This window comes from Crassaminicella profunda (assembly GCF_019884785.1).
Lineage (GTDB): Bacteria > Bacillota > Clostridia > Peptostreptococcales > Thermotaleaceae > Crassaminicella > Crassaminicella profunda.
Genome location: NZ_CP082326.1, coordinates 4,027,909 through 4,045,774, shown reverse-complemented (window position 1 = coordinate 4,045,774; position 17,866 = coordinate 4,027,909). Strand labels below are relative to the sequence as shown.

The following is a 17,866-nucleotide window of genomic DNA, read 5'->3' as shown; positions in this document are numbered from 1 at the left end:
TGACGGAAATTTTAATTCGTGAGACGATAAATACATAAATTGCTTTTAATAACATAATATTACAAAACAAGGGGGAAAGGAAATGACAGGACTAGAAAAAGCATCAAACAAAAAAATAAGTGTATATGCAGATCTTTCGTTGCTTTTAGTAGCCATGATTTGGGGTGGTGGTTTTATTGTAATGAAAGATACTTTACATATTCTCAAGCCTTTTTATATGAATGCGTTACGTTTTAGTGTAGCTTCTATTACATTAGGGATTATATTTTGGAAAAAAACAATAAAAATCACAAAAAAGGATTTGAAATATGGGACCATTGTAGGAATATTTTTATGGATAGCATTTATAACTCAAACTATAGGCTTGCAATATACAACTGTTAGTAAATCTGCATTTTTAACAGGAACAAATGTGGTTATTGTACCTTTTTTAGTATGGATTATTACAAAAAAACATCCAGATTGGTACGCATTGATGGGAGCGTTTTTATGTGCTATAGGAATAGGACTTTTGACATTACAAGGAAGTTTAAGTATTGGAATAGGAGATGGACTTACCCTTCTTTGTGCAATATTTTTTGCAGCTCATATTACTTCTGTAGGACATTTCGCAGAGGGGATGGATCCTATCAATCTTGCCACTATACAGATGGCAGTAACAGGGATATTAAGTATTATTGGTGCAGTAATCCTTGAACCGGTACCAAAGTTTACAGGGAATGCAGTTGATTTAATTATCTCCTTGAGTTATATGACTTTTGTATCTACGATGGGAGCGTTTTTTATTCAAAATGTAGCACAAAAATATACCACATCTACTCATGCAGCTATTATTCTATCATTAGAGTCTGTGTTTGGAACGATTTTTGGGGTAATGCTTATGGGAGATCTTTTAAATATACGTATGGTGTTAGGATGTATTCTTATCTTTTGTGCTATTATTATTGCAGAAACGAAGCTTAGCTTTTTATTTCCACAAAAGAAAACAAAAGAAGTGTCATGATGATAAAAGGGCTTCTATAAGAAGCCCTTAAAATAATTATATTTGGAAGCAATCCTCTGATGTTTCAACGCATATTTGTTCTAATCTTGTAACTTTTACATCTATTTTAATAACTGTTTTTTCTTCAAGGGAATTGAAGGTACCATCTTCATTAAAATCTTGTTCGATTTCTTCTGATCCTTCTACAAAAGCATCTTCAATATGGCACTCGTCATCTTCTAAAGCACCTTCTACATCTATAAAGGTTGAAAAAGGAATATTTACTGTGGTATGAACTACATCGCCACAGACTCTTTGAAAACCAGGAAATGGCTCTGATTCTTCTAATGTTTTATAGATAATATTTTTACTTAAATTACCATTAATAATTACTTTATTGTTAATAACTTTACAGCCTGTGATGGTTACCTTCTTAATAATATCTACAATTTCAAAAGCAGGTACACATAGAGGAATTTCAACTACAGATAGATATTGGGTAGAACCAGTACCAACAACCTTTGGTACTTTAATTAATTCAGCCATAATATTCTCTCCTTTTTTTATTTAGAATAGATTTGAACAAGTATTTATGTTTTTTCTTGTCCTGATACATAGTATTCTAAAGAAGAATGTTTGACACAGTTTGTCTTGTTTTTTTATGACAAGTTATATTGAACCTTGTATGTGGATATAGTATGATAATGATAAAGTTTCAGAAATAGGTATAAATATACGAAGGAGGAGAAAAAGTGAAAAATTATAAGATAGCAGTCATTCCTGGAGATGGAATAGGTATAGAAGTCATGAATGAAGGGATCAAGGTATTAAATACATTAGGGGAATTGAATAAAGATATAGGATTTACTTTTGATTGGTATGATTGGGGATGTGAATATTATTTAACCACAGGGAAAATGATGGATGAGGATGGACTTGAAAAATTAAAAAAATATGATGCTATCCTTCTGGGTGCAGTAGGTTTTCCTGGGGTACCCGATCATATATCTCTTCGTGATTTATTATTAAAAATAAGACAAGGATTTAACCAATACATTAATTTAAGACCTATAAAGCTTTTGACAGATACGGACTGTCCTTTAAAAAATAAAGGTGTAGAAGACATAGATATGGTCTTTGTTAGAGAAAATACAGAAGGAGAATATGCAGGGGTTGGAGGAATTCAAAGAGAAGGAACAGAGGATGAAGTAGCCATTCAAACCAGTGTATTTACTCGAAAGAATACAGAAAAGGTGATGGAGTATGCTTTTAAATTAGCGAAGGAGAGAAATAAATTTAATAAGGTTACTAGTGTAACAAAATCAAATGCATTAAATTACAGCATGGTTTTTTGGGATAGATTATTCAAGGAAAAAGCAGAAGAGCATAAGGAAATCAAGACAGAATCCTTCCATGTAGATGCTACTTCTATGTATATGATTCAACGTCCAGAAACTTTTGATGTAGTGGTAGCATCTAATCTTTTTGGAGATATTCTTACAGATCTTGGAGCAACACTACAAGGAGGTCTTGGGTTTGCTGCTGGAGCAAATATCAATCCAGAAAGAGAATATCCATCTATGTTTGAGCCGGTACATGGTTCTGCACCAGAGATTGCAGGAAAAGGACTTGCAAACCCTATTGCTATGATTTGGACAGTAAAAATGATGCTTGATTTTCTAGAGCATGAAGATTTAGGAGAAAAAATAATGGATGGGATTGTAGAAGTTTTAAAGGATAGGAAAAAACTTACACCTGATTTAGGTGGAAGTGGTACGACTAGTCAAGTGGGAGAGTTGATTTGTGAAGTTATAAAAAAATAAGATTAGGCCTTAGGCCTAATCTTATTTTATTTCTTTTAATACAGCAAGAAGATAATCCCAAGTTCTTTCTGTAGAAGAAATACTTAAATGTTCATCAGGTGTATGTACATCAAACATATTTGGACCTACGGAAATCATGTCTAAATCATTGATTTTTTCTTTAAATAATCCACATTCAAGTCCTGCGTGAATAGCTGTTACTTCAGGTTTTTTACCATAAAGCTTTTCGTATACGTCTACAAATGTTGGACGAAGTTTAGAATCAGGATTGTATGCCCATTCAGGATAATCAGCATCCCCTATAAACTTACATCCTAGAACATCAGCAACTAATTTTGATTGGTTTGATATATTGTGTTTTAAGCTTTTAACAGAGCTTCGGATAGCACTTTCAAATGTAACTTCTTCATTGGTTGTTGTCACAACCCCTAAGTTTGTAGAGCTTTCTACTAAACCTTCAATTTCCATACTCATGCTTTGAATGCCATTTGGAATAAGTACTAGAGATTCAACTGCTTTTTGAGTTGTTTCTTTTGAAAATACTTTTTCAAAATTATTTTCTACTTTTTCATAACCAATATATACTTCTGGATCAGAAATTCTTAGTTCATTTTTGAAAATATTATTCCATTCGTTAATTTTTTCTTCTAATATTGATGTATGATTTGGATCTATTAAAATAACAGCATCAGCTTCTCTTGGAATAGCATTGTTTTTAGATCCACCACTGATTTTATTCATAACATAAGGGAATGTATTTAATAAATCATTTAAAAATCTTCCTATTAATTTATTAGAATTTCCTCTACCTTTATCAATTTCTCCTCCAGAGTGACCACCACGAAGACCTCTAATGCTTATATGATAAGCGTGAGTCTCTTTATTTGTAGTTTCCCAAACAATTGGAAGGATTTGTCTTGCTCTCATACCACCTGCACAGCTTACTAAAAGAAAACCTTCTTCTTCAGAGTCAATATTGATTAAAAGTCTTCCTTTTATATTTTTAGGGTCCAAAGCGATGGCACCATCCATACCTGTTTCTTCTGATGTTGTAATAAGGATTTCCAAAGGAGGATGTGGAATATCATCTGATGCTAAAAGTGCAAGACCATAAGCTACTGCAATACCATCATCAGCACCAAGGGTAGTGTCTGTAGCATAGATCATATCCTCTTCAATTCTTAGTTTAATAGGATCTTTTTCAAAATCATGGATTGTATCACTATTTTTTTCACAAACCATATCCATATGACCTTGAATAATGACAGTAGGGGCATTTTCGTATCCAGTTGTTCCTTTTTTCTTAATAATTACATTAAGTGCTTCATCTTGTATAACTTCTAAATCATGTTTTTTTGCAAAAGTAACTAAATAGTCACTGATTTCTTTTTCATTGCCAGAACCTCTAGGAATGTTTGATATTTCTTCAAAATACTTAAAAACAGATGCAGGTTTTAAATTTTCTAAAACATTACTCATATAAATCATCCTTTCTTTAAAGCTTAAAACCATTATAATATTTTTTAGAATATATGTAAAATTATTACACTAATATTTGTAAATTTGAAAGCTTTACTTTCTTATAGGGATATAATAATATAAAACTTAGAAGGAATACATAAGGAGGAAAAAGAATGAAATATGATAGTCTTGACGTTGCAAGATCAGCTGTTAAAATTGCTATCTCTTCTTCAAGGAGAGGGGAAGAGGAACTGATAAAAAAGTTTAGAAATATAGGAATTAAGACAGTAGCAGTTGATATAGGTGGAAATTTAATTGATTCTATTCCCAAAATTATAGAAAGAGCTATTGTTTCATCAAGAAGAACAGGTGTAATTATCGAGTCCCATGTTCATGATGGAGCTGTTGCAGGAGCAGCAAGAGAAGCGATTATGCAGGTAGCAGCAAAGGCAAATGGGTTGAATGCTGGAGGCAAAATTGGTATTGCAAGATATGGAGAACATTTAAGTGTATGCATTTTTATGAGTATAGGGTTGCTTCATTTAAATGAAGTTGTCATTGGATTGGCCCATAGATCTATTCCTGACATGAAATAATTTCAAAATTCTTAATATTGTATTTGGTGTTGACAAATATAGGAATTTTCTATATAATCAATTTTAATTTAGTAGATTGGTAGATTAGTAGATAGAAGCTTATAAATGTTATGAAAATATGTAGGTGGGTAGTTTTTGTAGGAAATAGGGTAAAATATCCCCTTTTTAGAAGGGTTTATTTTGATACGCAAAAACACTCTCGCTATGAGAGTTTTTTTATTTTAAATATTTAGGAGGATGGTAGCATGGTAGGAAAAAGATTTTTAAAGAGTATTTCATTAGGTTTAGTAGGATTATTGTTATTGGTAGGTTTAGTAGGATGTGGCAGTCAAGAAACTTCAACAAAAACAGAAGCAGAAAGTAAAGAAAGCAAGATAAAAATAGGGATTACTCAAATTGTAGAGCATCCAGCATTAGATGCGGCAAGAAAAGGATTTATTGATGCATTAGAGGAAAAAGGATTTAAAGATGGAGAAAAGGTAGAAATTGATTTTCAAAATGCCCAAGGGGATATGCCAACGGCACAAACAATTGCTCAAAACTTTGTATCACAAAAAAAGGATATTATATTGGCCATTGCAACACCAACCGCTCAAGCAGCTTTTAATGCAACAAAGGATATTCCAATTATGATTACAGCGGTGACAGACCCACAAAAAGCAGGCCTTGTGGAGTCTTGGGAAAAGTCAGGAACAAATGTTGCTGGAACCAGTGATATGGCACCTATTAAAAAACAATTTGAGTTGATGAAAAAATTAGTTCCAGATGCGAAAAAAGTTGGTATTTTATATAATACAAGTGAAACAAATTCTGAAATACAAATTGAGCGTGCAAAAAAAGCAGCACCTGAATTTGGATTAGAAATCATTACAACAGGAATTACAAATGTGAATGAAGCTGCACAAGCATTAAATGAATTAGTTAATCAAATAGATGTTTTATATACTCCTACAGATAATCTTGTTGCTTCAGCTATGCCTTTAGTATCAGCAGAATGTATGAAGAAAAATATACCAATCATTGGGGCAGAAAGAGCTCATGTAGAAAATGGAGCTTTAGCTACAGAAGGAATTGATTACTACAAATTAGGGTTTCAAACAGGAATTGCAGCAGTAGATGTGATGAATGGAAAAAATCCAAAAGATATGCCTATAGAGACTTTAAAGGAAACTGAGTTAGTAATTAACTTAGATACTTTAAAAGCATTAAAAATTGAATTGCCTCAAGATTTAAAAGACAAAGCTAAGCTTTTAGGAGGCGAAAAATAATGGGCTTTTGGTTAAATATTTTAGAGCAAGGATTATTATTTGGAGTAATGGTTCTAGGTGTATATATTACTTATAAGATATTAGATTTTCCAGATCTTTCAGTAGACGGCAGCTTCCCACTGGGGGCTGCTGTTACAGCTGCACTTTTGGTCATGGATATTCATCCATTGATAGCAACTGTAGTTTCGCTTATAGCAGGGATGATTGCAGGAGGAGTTACAGGATATCTTCATGTGAAATTTAAAATTACGAATTTATTATCAGGAATTTTAGTAATGATTGGTTTATATTCTATTAATTTAAGAATTATGGGAAAAGCAAATGTTCCTCTTTTTAATAAAGAAACTATTTTCAGTAGTGGTATAAAGCCTATTTTTGTTATTCTTATATTTGCTATATTTGTAAAGTTTGTATTAGATCTTTTCTTAAAAACAAAATTTGGGTTTGTTATAAAAGCTACAGGGGATAATCCTCAATTGGTTACTTCTTTAGGAATCGATATAGGAAGGATTAAGATTATTGCACTTATGATTTCAAATGGATTAGTAGCATTATCAGGTTCCTTGGTTGCCCAATATCAAAGATTTTCAGATGTTGGTATGGGAACAGGGATCATTGTTATGGGTCTTGCTTCTATTATCTTTGGAGAAGCCATTTTTAAAAGAGTTCCTTTAATTGTTCCTACGACAATGGCTTTATTTGGATCTGTTTTATATAAAACGAGTACGGCTTTTGCACTTAGATTAGGATTTCCACCAACGGATTTAAAATTAATTACTGCGGTTATTGTTGTTACAGCTTTAGCAATCAATCAAGGGAGAAATCCTTTTAAAGGAAAAAAATTATTCTCTATAGGGGGTGAATCTGTTGCTACGAATCCGAAATCTGTGTAAGACATTTCATAAAAATACAGTTAATGAAAAAACAATTTTTAATAGATTTTCTTTAGATGTGGAAGATGGAGACTTTATTACGATCATTGGGAGTAATGGAGCTGGCAAATCAACCCTTTTAAATATTATATCAGGGTCTATTGAAGCAGATGAAGGCGCTATTTTATTAAAGGATCAGGATATATCGGGAAAGCCAGAATATAAGCGTACAAGAGCAATTGGAAGAGTCTTTCAAGATCCTACTATGGGAACGTCCCCCTCTATGAATATCATAGAAAATTTATCTATGGCTATGAATAAAGGAAAAAAATTCAATTTTTCAATGGGTGTTTCTAAAAAAGATATACCTCTATTTAAAGAACTTTTATCTCAGTTGTCATTAGGACTTGAAGATCAATTGTATACAAAGGTAGGATTATTATCTGGAGGACAAAGACAATCCTTATCTCTTTTGATGGCTACTCTATCGAGTCCTCATATTCTTCTTTTAGATGAGCATACAGCTGCACTAGATCCAAAAACTTCTGAGATCATTATTGAGCGTACAGAAAAAATCGTTACAGAGAGAAAAATGACAACCCTAATGGTTACCCATAACCTAAATCAAGCTATCCATCTTGGTAATCGGCTATTAATGTTGCATAAAGGAAAAATTGTACTAGATATAAAAGGAGAAGAAAAGAAAAAATTAACGATTCAAAAGTTATTAAGTTGTTTTGAAAAAAATCAATCAGATGATTTAATCAGTGATCGCTTGCTGTTTTCGTAAATAGCAGGTGATTTTTCTATAGTTGACAGTCCTTATATAATAAGATAAATTTAGAGAAAAAAGGAGATATAGAAATGATCATAGGAGATGCCGTACAAAGTGTATTTAGTATTGTGATGATGATTGGTGTAGGGTATATTTTAACCCATAAAGGATGGTTTGATGGGAATATCTCCAAATTGTTTTCAAAGCTAGTAGTTAGAGTATCCCTGCCAGCGTTGATGTTTTCAAATTTAATGAAGAATTTTAATAAGGATATATTAATGGAATCAAAGATTGGTATAGGTATTGCTTTCTCAACCATGTTTTTATCCTATGGAATCAGTATACTTATAGCAAGGGTTTTAAAAATTCCTCCTAAGAGGAAAGGTCTGTTTCAGTCTATGTTTGCTTTATCCAATACAATTTTTATAGGACTTCCTGTAAACTTAGCTTTATTCGGTGAAAAAAGTGTTCCGATGGTACTCCTTTATTATATTGCTAATACGACTACCTTTTGGACGATTGGGGTATATTATATTCGAAAAGATAGTGGGAATGATGATGGAGAAGGAATTTTTACGATGAATACATTGAAACGGATTTTTTCTCCCCCATTGATGGGTTTTTTAGTAGCACTTATTTTTATAATATTAAAAATAAATCCACCAAAATTTATTATGGATAGTTGTAGATATATAGGAAATCTTACTACAGCCATTTCTATGTTTTTCATAGGAATTATTATCCATAGTCTTCATATAAAAGATATTTATTTTGACAAGAATATGATAGTTCTTTTGATCGGAAGATTTGTATTTTGCCCATTATTGGTTTTAACAACTCTTTATTATTTTGAGGTACCCTTATTAATGGAAAAGGTGTTTGTTATAGAAGCAGCTATGCCAGTAATGACTCAAAGTGCAATTGTAGCACAAGCATATGGAGCGGATTATAAATATGCCACTGTTATGGTGAGTGTCACAACTATGGCAAGCTTACTTTTCATTCCTCTTTATACAATTTTATTAAGTTTGTAACTAAAAAGAACCCCTGTATGCAAAAGCGAAAACAGTGGGTTCTTTTTATTACTTTTTAGATTGTTCTAACCAAGCTTTTAATTGATCTCCAAGAGGATTAAAGCTTTCGTTGTTCTTTGGATCTTGGTAGTTCATTCCGCCTCTTTTTTGTCTTGGGCGACGAGGACGTTCAGATCTTTGTTCAGATTTACGTTCTGTAGGTGCAGGTGCTGGTAATGTTTCACGAATAGAAAGAGAAATTTTTCCAGATTCTTGATCCATAGATAAGATTTTTACTTTTACTTCATCACCAACAGAAAGATGCTCGTTGATATCTTTTACAAATCCATGAGCGATTTGTGAAATATGAACTAATCCTTCTTTTCCCTCTTCGATTGCTACGAAAGCACCGAAAGGTTTGATAGCAGTTACTTTTCCTACTACAATGTTTCCAGCTTCAATATTGTTTGACATAAGCACACTCCTAATTATCTTATTTTCCTTATCTAGTATACCACAATAGATGAAAAAAACAAGGAAATGAAAATTGAATTTGTCAATAAAAAAATGATAAATAAGGGTATTTTATCTATTTAGAGTATTTCATAAGGAGAATAAAGGAAAAATTTAAAATATTTATGATTATATAAAAAACTATTGCATAAAGCTATCCTATTGTATATAATTACATTAGAATATTATAATATAGTAAGGAGGGAGGATGATGAGTGCTATGTATTATGAATTATCAGCATCTCTGTTAAAAGCTTTAGCGCATCCTACACGTATTCAGATTCTTGAACGTTTAAAAAATGAAGAGAATCTTTGTGTATGCCATATTTACGAAGATTTAGAGTTAGAGCAATCGAATGTATCACAGCACCTTAAGATTTTAAAGGATAAAGGAATACTTAATAGTAGAAAAGAAGGACTACAAGTTTTATATAGTGTAAGATATAGAGAAATCTATAAGATTTTAGATTTAGTAAAAGATATTTTAGCAAAACAATTGGAAGAAGCACATGAGCAATTAGGGATTAAGAAAAAATAACTTGTGAATAATAAAAAGAAAATTAAGAAGGGAGTGAGAATAAATGTTAAAAGGATTTGCTGATTGGGTTGTAGAAAAACTATTAGGGTTAGATTTACATTCTAGATTAGGAGATAGTGTGGACTTTTTCATCTATGATACGTTAAAAATTATTTTACTTCTTAGTTTTATGATTTTTACCATTTCTTATGTGAGAAGCTATTTTCCACCAGAGAAAGTAAAAGGAATGCTTTCAAAATTTGGTGGGGTTTGGGCCCATGTAGCAGCAGCTATATTAGGGGTATTATCACCCTTCTGATCATGTTCCACAGTGCCTATATTTATAGGCTTTGTGGAATCGGGTATTCCACTTGGAGTTACATTTACATTTTTAGTGACATCACCAATTGTTAATGAAATTGCATTAGGTTTTTTATTTATTAGTTTTGGATTTAAAATAGCATTTCTTTATACAGCTGCAGGAATGATTATAGGGATTGTAGCAGGAATCATTATTGAAAAGCTTCATTTAACCCATTTGGTAGAAAGCTATGTTTATGAGATTCATATGGGGGAAGCAGTGATTGAAGAGATGGATCATAAAAAAAGAGTGAAATTTGCTTTTGATGCAGTGAAGGATATTGTAAAGAGAGTATGGATTTATGTTATATTAGGAATTGGTATAGGGGCATGGATTCATGGCTATGCACCACAAGATTTTTTAGTAAAATATGCAGGACCTAATAATCCACTTGCAGTTTTTGTAGCTGTTGTATTAGGAATTCCTCTTTATTCAAATGCAGTAGGAACAGTTCCTATTGTAGAGGCTTTGATTGGTAAAGGGGTAGGAGTTGGAACGGCGCTTTCGTTTATGATGAGTGTGGTAGCCTTGTCTCTTCCTGAGATGATTCTTTTAAAGCAAGTAATGAAACCAAAGCTTATTGGCATATTTATTGCTATTACAGGGACAGCTATTATACTTGTAGGATATTTATTTAATATTATTTTATAGATGTTAAGTTAAAAAGAGGATTTTAATGATTATTATTGAATGGATTAAGAAATAAAAATTACTTGAACATAAAAAAACTAGGAGGGATTTACATGAATATTAAAATTTTAGGTGGAGGATGTAAAAACTGTCAAACACTTTATGAAAATGCAGTAGAGGCAGTAAAAGAGCTAGGAATCGATGCAGCGTTTGAAAAGGTAACAGAAATGAAGGATATCTTATCCTTTGGAGTAATGAAAACACCGGCTCTTGTAGTAGATGGAGCTGTAAAAGTTTCTGGAAGAGTTGTTTCAAAGGAAGAAGTAAAGGAAATACTAAATAAGTAAGGGATGCTTCGGCATCCCTTATTTATTTATATAGGGAATGATAAAATTTTAGGATGATGGATAAATTTTAAAAAATTTATTTTTTGTTTTAAATAAAATTTTTAGGGAATATATATAATCGGTAATAATATTTTTTATAAAGGGGGTTTTTCCATGTTTGAATGGAAAGAAGAATTTGAAGTGAATGTGAAAGCATTGGATGATCAACATAAAAAGTTATTTCAAATTGGAGAAGAAATATTTCAAACTATGAAATCAGATAAGTTAGATAAGTATGATGATATTATGAAACTTGTATATGAATTACATAATTATACAGCCTATCATTTTAATGATGAAGAAAGAATTGCAAAGGAAAATGGGATTCCATTATCTCAAAAACATTTGGAACAACATAAAGCATTTTTGCTGAAATTGATGGAAGTAAAAACTATTGATATTGATGAAAATCAAAGAGATTTTTTGATAGATATATTAGGATTTGTTGCTGACTGGATTGCCAATCATATTCTAAAAACAGATAAAGAATATTCAGTACCTTTAAATGAAAAAGGAATTTATTAGAAGCATCTGAAAACAAGATAAAACCGAGAATAGGTTTGTAAAATAGGATGAAAAATTATATATTCACACAAAAAAAGACCTACGTTGGAGGATGGGTCTTTTTTTGCTGAGTTTTGTAATTGTTTGTTAGAAAACGATGTTGTTTGTAGATAATTGTAATATTCTATATTTTTATAAAAAATCCTTCTAAATTCCTAAAAAAAATAGGCTTTTTTTACTAATTTTATTGAACTTTCGTTCATTTGGAAAGAATCCTTCAAATAAATGTGAAAATATTGCATAAACTATTAGATACAGTAGGAAGATATGTAATTGGTTGAAAGGGTGAATCTGAGTGAAAAAGATTATTTCTATAGGACTGCCCAAAATTCATGGAATAAAAGGAGAAATACGAGCCTTTCTTCCAAGTTTTGTTGAAAAGTTGAATCAATATGATGTAGAACTATTTTTGGAAGAAAATTATGGTATTGAAATGGGCTTTACAAAGGAAGATTATTTAAAGGTAAATGATAAAGTAAAATTTTTATCTCATGATAAGGTTTATGAAAAGGATTTAGTGATTGTATTAAAAGCCCCTAACGATGATGAAATAGAAATGATGCATGGGGAGTGTATGCTTATTTCTATGCTTCATTATGATTCAAGACCCAAGCTGGTAAAGAAGTTAACAGAAAAAGGAATCCTTTCTTATTCAATGGATTCTATTGTGGATGATGATCATCATCGTATGGTGGTAACTTATGAGTTAACAGCTTTAGGTGGGGTAAAAGCAGCTTTTAAAGAAATGAAAAAAAGAAGAAAAGATTTTTTTTCAAAGGAAAGAGGTCCTATAAAAGTAACCGTTATTGGAATGGGTCAGTTAGGAGTGAGAGCGGGAAGAATTTGTATGTCTTTTGGAGATGAAAAAATATTAGAAGAAATAAGAAAAAAGGATGTACCAGGAGTAATGGTTCAATATATTGGAAGACATATTACAAAACATAAGAATTTATTGCCTCGTATTTTTTCGGATACAGATTTATTAGTGGATGCAACGAGGAGAATAGATTTTTCAAAATGTATTGTACCAAATGAATACATTGAATTTTTAAAAGAAGATAGTATCATACTAGATTTAACAGCGGATCCTTATGATACATCCATATGGCCTATTCAGATAAAAGCTATAGAAGGAATTCCACATGGTGATTTGAAAAAATATATTTTTGAAAAAGAGGATACTGCGTATGAGGATATTCCATCTCAGGTGAGTACGAAATATCGCAGAGTAACAGTAAGTTGTAGCGGGTGGCCAGGAACACTGCCAAAAAAATCTATGGAGATTTATGAAGAAAAATTAATGCCTTTTGTGGATATCCTTTTAAAGAAGGGATATGACATAACTTTAAGAAGTGATAACCATTTTGAGAGAGGTTTATATAGAGGAACTTTAGATTATTTTTTACAAACAAATAAATATGAAGACAATATATAGTGGACAAGCTTTATCTATCCACAAATACTTGTGGATAGGTGTGGATAACTTATAAAAAAATAAAAGTAATCAACAAATAAACAGCTTGCAGAATGTAAGCTGTTTATTTATTGATAAACTTTAACTATAATAAATAGAGATTAACAATTTATATTTTAAAATGATTTCTTATGATGTAATTTTAAGTTCTATAACAACCATTGATTTTCACATAATCATAAGTTAAATCGCAACCCCATGCAGTAGCAGATTGTTCTCCATCTTTTAAATCAATAAGGATATTCACATATTCTTGTTCTAATATGGATTTTGCCGTAGTTTCATCAAATGGAATGCCCATTCCGTTTTGTGCTACTTGTATAGAGCCTATATGATTCTTAAAGAAGATATCAACTTTTTCGGGGGCAAAATTTCCATCTGCATAACCGATAGCACATAATATTCTTCCCCAATTAGCATCACTTCCGAACAAAGCGGATTTTACAAGACTTGAAGAAATCACAGATTTTGCACAAAGCTTTGCATCTTGGATTGTTTTAGCGTTGATTACATGAGTTTCAATTAGTTTTGTTGCGCCTTCACCATCCTTTGCAATCATTTTGGCAAGTTCTTTGTTTACAAAATCAAGGGCTTCTTTAAATTTTATATAAGAATCATTAGTAGTATCAATCAATGAATTTTGGGCTACGCCATTAGCCATGACAACAACCATATCATTGGTACTTGTATCTCCATCTACAGAAACCATATTGTAAGAATCCTTTACGCTGTTTCTTAGAGCAAGCTGTAATAATGATTTCTCAATATTAATATTTGTAGTAATAAAGCTAAGCATAGTGCCCATATTTGGATGAATCATACCAGAGCCTTTTGCAATTCCGCTGATATATATAGGTTTGTCTTCTATATTGATGGTAACGGTTATTTTTTTTGTGAAGGTATCTGTAGTCATAATAGCTTTAGCAGCTGAGTCACCATCGTTTTTCTCAAGATTTTTGCAAGCTGTTTGAATACCCTTTGTAATTTTATTCATAGGCATGGGAACTCCTATAATACCTGTGGAAGAAACTAGGACATGAGGGGGGATTAACCCCAACTCCTTTGCTGTTGTTTTTGCCATTGTTACTGCATCTTCAAAGCCTTCACTTCCAGTACAAGCATTGGCGTTTCCACTATTTATAACAATTGCTTGTGTATTTTCAAATTTTATATGTTCCATACAAAGTAAAATAGGAGCTGCCTTTATTTTATTTTTGGTAAATACGGCAGCTGCTACAGCAGGTGTTTTACTGTAGATTACACATAAATCATTTTTACCACTTCTTTTTACACCGCTGTATATGCCAATAGTTTGAAAGCCAGGTACATCTGAGATGGTTTTATTCTCTAAAATTTTCAATGGAATCATCCTTTCTTTTTATCATGGGGTCATTGCTAGCATTTCTAATCCTTCTGTTTCTTTTAGACCGAATAAGATATTCATATTTTGTACTGCTTGTCCTGCAGCACCTTTTATCAGATTATCAATAGCGGATAATATAATTACTCTTCCCGTTCGTTCATCTACACATACGCTTATATCACAAAGGTTCGTTCCTTTTACCCATTTTGTTTCAGGAAGATTTTTTCTAACTCTTATAAAATATTCATTCTCATAAAAATCTTTATAGATTTTATATAAACTTTCTTGAGAACATTTTTCTTTTAAATTTCCATAGCATGTTGCAAGAATTCCTCTGTTCATAGGGATCAAATGAGGTGTAAAGGACAAAGTAATATTTTGTCCATAGATTTTTGATGTTTCTTGTTCAATCTCTGGTGTGTGACGATGACCAGCTACACCATATGCTTTGATTGATTCATTACACTCTGCAAAAAGAGTAGGAATGCTTGCTTTTCTTCCTGCCCCTGATACACCAGATTTTGCATCAATGATGATAGAGTTTGGATGGATTAACTGGTGCTTGAGTATTGGAGTCAGTGCTAAGATGCTTGCTGTAGGATAACAACCTGGGTTGGCGATTAACTTAGCTTTTTTTATATTTTCCCTATGAATTTCAGGAAGACCGTATACACTATCAGGTAATAAATCTATACATTCATGTTGTAGATTATACCACTTTTCATAAGAAGCTGAACTTTTTAATCGAAAATCAGCACCTAAATCAATAACCTTTACTCCAAGATCTAAAGCTTTTTTAGTAATCTCAAAAGATTTTCCATGAGGTAGAGCGATAAATAATAAATCAATATCTACAAGTTTTTTTTCTACATTATGGATATCTATACATAAATTTTGCAGAAATTGATCATATTGGGGATAAACATCAGAAAAGGAATAACCTGAATAACTATGAGAAGATAAAAATACAATTTCTACTTCTTTATGATTATAAAGGAGCCAAACCAGCTGCTGACCAGCATAACCTGTTGCTCCTAGTATACCTATTTTGAACATAAGGCATCCTCCTTTTAATAAAAATTTAATTAATTATACAATAAATAAAATAAATATACAATAAATATTGAATATTTATTTATTTTTAAGTATAATTATTAACAAAATCATAATAAAGGAGTGAAGTTCTTGGATTATCAAAAAATAGCAACCTTAATAGAAGCTTTACCTTATATAAAAAAGTTTAGTGGAAAAACTTTTGTAATCAAATATGGTGGAAGCATTATGAAAAATATTGAAGCCAAAAAAGCTTTCATAGAGGATGTGGTGTTATTAAAGCTGGTAGGAATCAATGTGGTGATTGTTCATGGAGGAGGACCTAATATTTCAAAGTGGCTCAGTAAACTAAATATAGATACAAATTTTGTAAAAGGATTAAGAGTTACAGATGAAAAGACCATGGAAGTTGTAGAAATGGTTCTTTCAGGACAGATCAATAAAGGTATTACTAGTGAGCTATGTAGTCATGGGATTAATGCTGTAGGGATCAGTGGAAAAGATAATCATCTTATTGAAGCTACGAAAAAATATTTATATGAAGAAAATGAAAAAATAGATATAGGCTATGTGGGAGATGTTGTATCTGTAAATGATCAATTATTAAATGATTTATTAAAGACGAGATACCTTCCTGTCATCTCTCCTATTGGATGTGATAAGGAAGGAAATGGGTACAATATTAATGCAGACTATGTAGCAGCAGCTGTAGCTTCTGTGTTAAATGCAGAAAAGCTTATATTATTAACAGATATAGAAGGGCTATATAAGGATATCAATGATCCTTCAACCTTTATTTCGAGTATTCGTATAGAAAAAATAAAAGAGTATATGGAGGAAGGGGCTATTTTAGGGGGGATGATCCCCAAAATGCAGTGTTGTATACAAGCTATAGAAAAGGGTACAAAAAATATACACTTAATTGATGGAAGACAGGAGCACAGTTTACTTTTAGAAATATTTACAGATAAAGGAATGGGGACAATGATTAAAGGAGGAGAAAAAAATGAGCAAAAGTAATATAATGAATACTTATGGAAGATTTGATGTAACTTTTGAAAAGGGGTTAGGGAGTAAAGTTTATGATACAAAAGGAAAAGAATATATTGATTTTGTATGTGGTGTTGCAGTAAATTGCTTAGGTCATAGTCATCCATCCATAAATAAGGTATTGAATGAACAGAGTAACAAGCTCATTCATGTCTCTAATTTATATTGGAATATACCCCAAATTAATTTGGCAAAAAAATTAGCAGTATATAGTGACCATGATCAGGTGTTTTTTTGTAATAGTGGAACAGAGGCGGTAGAGACTGGATTAAAATTAGCAAGAAAATATGGGAAACTTCAAAGCAGTACAAAAAATACAATTATTTATATGAAAAATTCTTTTCATGGAAGAACCTTAGGAGCATTATCAGTAACAGGGCAAGAGAAATATCAAAAGGATTTTATGCCTTTGATGAAGGGAATAAAAGCTGTATCCTTTAATAATATAAAAGATTTAAAGGAAAATATCAATGAGGATACCTGTGGAGTAATCATAGAACCTATTCAAGGAGAAGGGGGATTGATTAAAGCTGAAAAAGGATTCTTACAGGAAGCAAGAGCGTTATGTGATCAATTTGATGCATTATTAATATTTGATGAGGTTCAGTGTGGAATAGGTAGAACAGGAACGCTATTTGCCTATGAAAGCTTTGGGGTTATTCCAGATGTAATTTGTATGGCAAAGGGGTTAGGAGGAGGTTTTCCAATTGGTGCTACCCTTGCAAATCAAAAAGCTTCAAGTGCATTTTCACCAGGAGATCATGGATGTACCTTTGGAGGAAATCCACTAGCTTGTGCAGTATCTTTAGCAGTTTTAGAAGAATTAGTAGATAAGGGAATTGTTGATGAAGTGAATGAAAAGAGTGGATATTTTGTAGAGAAGCTTGAAATCCTAAAAAGTAAATATAATGTTATTGAAGATATTCAAGGAATGGGATTGATGCTTGGGATAAAGGTAAATATAGAACCTAAGAGTATTGTAAATAAATGCTTTGAAAAGGGACTTTTATTAGTAGGTGCAGGAAAAGATGTGGTAAGAATATTACCCCCACTGAATGTAAAAAAGGAAGAAATCGATGAAGCTTTTGAGATATTAGAGAATGTTTTAGCAGACTATTAAGAGGGTTTTGTATAAGAAAAGGGGTGTCTTAAAATGATTTGAAAA

At 31.7% G+C, this 17,866-nt stretch carries 20 protein-coding genes; 15 read left to right on the top strand and 5 right to left on the bottom strand.

Annotation, left to right across the window (positions count from 1 at the left end):
- Window positions 1-82 precede the first annotated feature (82 nt).
- The gene (locus K7H06_RS18590; RefSeq protein WP_223037500.1) at window positions 83-1,003 is read left to right on the top strand and encodes a DMT family transporter; all 921 of its coding nucleotides are present in this window, start codon (window positions 83-85) and stop codon (window positions 1,001-1,003) included.
- Between the two features lie 36 nt (window positions 1,004-1,039).
- On the opposite strand, the gene K7H06_RS18585 is transcribed toward K7H06_RS18590, so the two are convergent.
- Window positions 1,040-1,528, bottom strand: coding sequence for a DUF3794 domain-containing protein (locus K7H06_RS18585; protein ID WP_223037499.1), 489 nt, complete (start codon window positions 1,526-1,528; stop codon window positions 1,040-1,042).
- Between the two features lie 206 nt (window positions 1,529-1,734).
- Between K7H06_RS18585 and K7H06_RS18580 the strand changes: the two genes are divergently transcribed.
- On the top strand, window positions 1,735-2,805 hold the full coding sequence (locus tag K7H06_RS18580; protein WP_223037498.1) for a tartrate dehydrogenase: 1,071 nt from the start codon (window positions 1,735-1,737) through the stop codon (window positions 2,803-2,805).
- Between the two features lie 21 nt (window positions 2,806-2,826).
- Here the strand turns inward: K7H06_RS18580 and K7H06_RS18575 are convergent, their stop codons facing one another.
- The gene (locus K7H06_RS18575; protein ID WP_223037497.1) at window positions 2,827-4,284 is read right to left on the bottom strand and encodes an aminoacyl-histidine dipeptidase; all 1,458 of its coding nucleotides are present in this window, start codon (window positions 4,282-4,284) and stop codon (window positions 2,827-2,829) included.
- A gap of 155 nt (window positions 4,285-4,439) precedes the next feature.
- On the opposite strand from K7H06_RS18575, the gene K7H06_RS18570 reads away from it, so the two are divergent.
- The 5 genes from K7H06_RS18570 to K7H06_RS18550 all read left to right on the top strand — a co-directional run bounded on the left by K7H06_RS18570 (window position 4,440) and on the right by K7H06_RS18550 (window position 8,811).
- Window positions 4,440-4,862 carry a HutP family protein gene (locus tag K7H06_RS18570; RefSeq protein ID WP_223037496.1) on the top strand — a complete coding sequence of 141 codons (423 nt, stop codon included), beginning with the start codon at window positions 4,440-4,442 and terminating at the stop codon, window positions 4,860-4,862.
- A 245-nt stretch (window positions 4,863-5,107) separates the two neighbouring features.
- Window positions 5,108-6,130, top strand: a complete 1,023-nt coding sequence (locus K7H06_RS18565) for an ABC transporter substrate-binding protein (protein WP_223037495.1) — start codon at window positions 5,108-5,110, stop codon at window positions 6,128-6,130.
- On the top strand, window positions 6,130-7,023 hold the full coding sequence (locus K7H06_RS18560) for an ABC transporter permease (RefSeq protein WP_223037494.1): 894 nt from the start codon (window positions 6,130-6,132) through the stop codon (window positions 7,021-7,023). Before K7H06_RS18565 ends, K7H06_RS18560 begins: the two co-directional genes overlap by 1 nt.
- On the top strand, window positions 6,998-7,792 hold the full coding sequence (locus K7H06_RS18555; protein WP_223037493.1) for an ABC transporter ATP-binding protein: 795 nt from the start codon (window positions 6,998-7,000) through the stop codon (window positions 7,790-7,792). Before K7H06_RS18560 ends, K7H06_RS18555 begins: the two co-directional genes overlap by 26 nt.
- 74 nt (window positions 7,793-7,866) lie before the next feature.
- Window positions 7,867-8,811: an AEC family transporter gene (locus K7H06_RS18550; RefSeq protein WP_223037492.1), complete on the top strand. Its 945-nt coding sequence runs from the start codon at window positions 7,867-7,869 to the stop codon at window positions 8,809-8,811.
- Between the two features lie 48 nt (window positions 8,812-8,859).
- Here the strand turns inward: K7H06_RS18550 and K7H06_RS18545 are convergent, their stop codons facing one another.
- Window positions 8,860-9,264, bottom strand: a complete 405-nt coding sequence (locus K7H06_RS18545) for a CvfD/Ygs/GSP13 family RNA-binding post-transcriptional regulator (RefSeq protein ID WP_223037491.1) — start codon at window positions 9,262-9,264, stop codon at window positions 8,860-8,862.
- A gap of 250 nt (window positions 9,265-9,514) precedes the next feature.
- Between K7H06_RS18545 and K7H06_RS18540 the strand changes: the two genes are divergently transcribed.
- The 6 genes from K7H06_RS18540 to K7H06_RS18520 all read left to right on the top strand — a co-directional run bounded on the left by K7H06_RS18540 (window position 9,515) and on the right by K7H06_RS18520 (window position 13,196).
- Window positions 9,515-9,841, top strand: coding sequence for an ArsR/SmtB family transcription factor (locus K7H06_RS18540; protein WP_246637578.1), 327 nt, complete (start codon window positions 9,515-9,517; stop codon window positions 9,839-9,841).
- Window positions 9,842-9,884: 43 nt separating this feature from the next.
- Window positions 9,885-10,139 (top strand): hypothetical protein, encoded by a 255-nt coding sequence (locus K7H06_RS21500; protein ID WP_343216798.1) that lies wholly within the window; start codon window positions 9,885-9,887, stop codon window positions 10,137-10,139.
- A 12-nt stretch (window positions 10,140-10,151) separates the two neighbouring features.
- Window positions 10,152-10,832 (top strand): permease, encoded by a 681-nt coding sequence (locus tag K7H06_RS18535; RefSeq protein WP_343216797.1) that lies wholly within the window; start codon window positions 10,152-10,154, stop codon window positions 10,830-10,832.
- Between the two features lie 92 nt (window positions 10,833-10,924).
- Window positions 10,925-11,158: a thioredoxin family protein gene (locus K7H06_RS18530; RefSeq protein ID WP_223037490.1), complete on the top strand. Its 234-nt coding sequence runs from the start codon at window positions 10,925-10,927 to the stop codon at window positions 11,156-11,158.
- A gap of 153 nt (window positions 11,159-11,311) precedes the next feature.
- Window positions 11,312-11,722: a bacteriohemerythrin gene (locus tag K7H06_RS18525; protein WP_223037489.1), complete on the top strand. Its 411-nt coding sequence runs from the start codon at window positions 11,312-11,314 to the stop codon at window positions 11,720-11,722.
- A 334-nt stretch (window positions 11,723-12,056) separates the two neighbouring features.
- Window positions 12,057-13,196 carry a Rossmann-fold NAD(P)-binding domain-containing protein gene (locus K7H06_RS18520; protein WP_223037488.1) on the top strand — a complete coding sequence of 380 codons (1,140 nt, stop codon included), beginning with the start codon at window positions 12,057-12,059 and terminating at the stop codon, window positions 13,194-13,196.
- Between the two features lie 181 nt (window positions 13,197-13,377).
- On the opposite strand, the gene argJ is transcribed toward K7H06_RS18520, so the two are convergent.
- Both argJ and argC read right to left on the bottom strand, forming a co-directional pair.
- Complete coding sequence (gene argJ / locus K7H06_RS18515; protein ID WP_223037487.1) at window positions 13,378-14,604, bottom strand: bifunctional glutamate N-acetyltransferase/amino-acid acetyltransferase ArgJ; 1,227 nt, start codon at window positions 14,602-14,604, stop codon at window positions 13,378-13,380.
- 12 nt (window positions 14,605-14,616) lie between these two features.
- Window positions 14,617-15,654 carry an N-acetyl-gamma-glutamyl-phosphate reductase gene (gene argC, locus K7H06_RS18510; RefSeq protein WP_223037486.1) on the bottom strand — a complete coding sequence of 346 codons (1,038 nt, stop codon included), beginning with the start codon at window positions 15,652-15,654 and terminating at the stop codon, window positions 14,617-14,619.
- Between the two features lie 129 nt (window positions 15,655-15,783).
- Here argC and argB point away from each other — a divergent pair, with 129 nt between their 5' ends.
- Both argB and K7H06_RS18500 read left to right on the top strand, forming a co-directional pair.
- The gene (gene argB, locus K7H06_RS18505; protein ID WP_223037485.1) at window positions 15,784-16,671 is read left to right on the top strand and encodes an acetylglutamate kinase; all 888 of its coding nucleotides are present in this window, start codon (window positions 15,784-15,786) and stop codon (window positions 16,669-16,671) included.
- Entirely contained in the window at window positions 16,658-17,821 is a 1,164-nt protein-coding gene (locus K7H06_RS18500; protein ID WP_223037484.1) for an aspartate aminotransferase family protein, read from the top strand. The genes argB and K7H06_RS18500 overlap by 14 nt, the downstream gene beginning before the upstream one ends.
- Window positions 17,822-17,866: the final 45 nt, after the last annotated feature.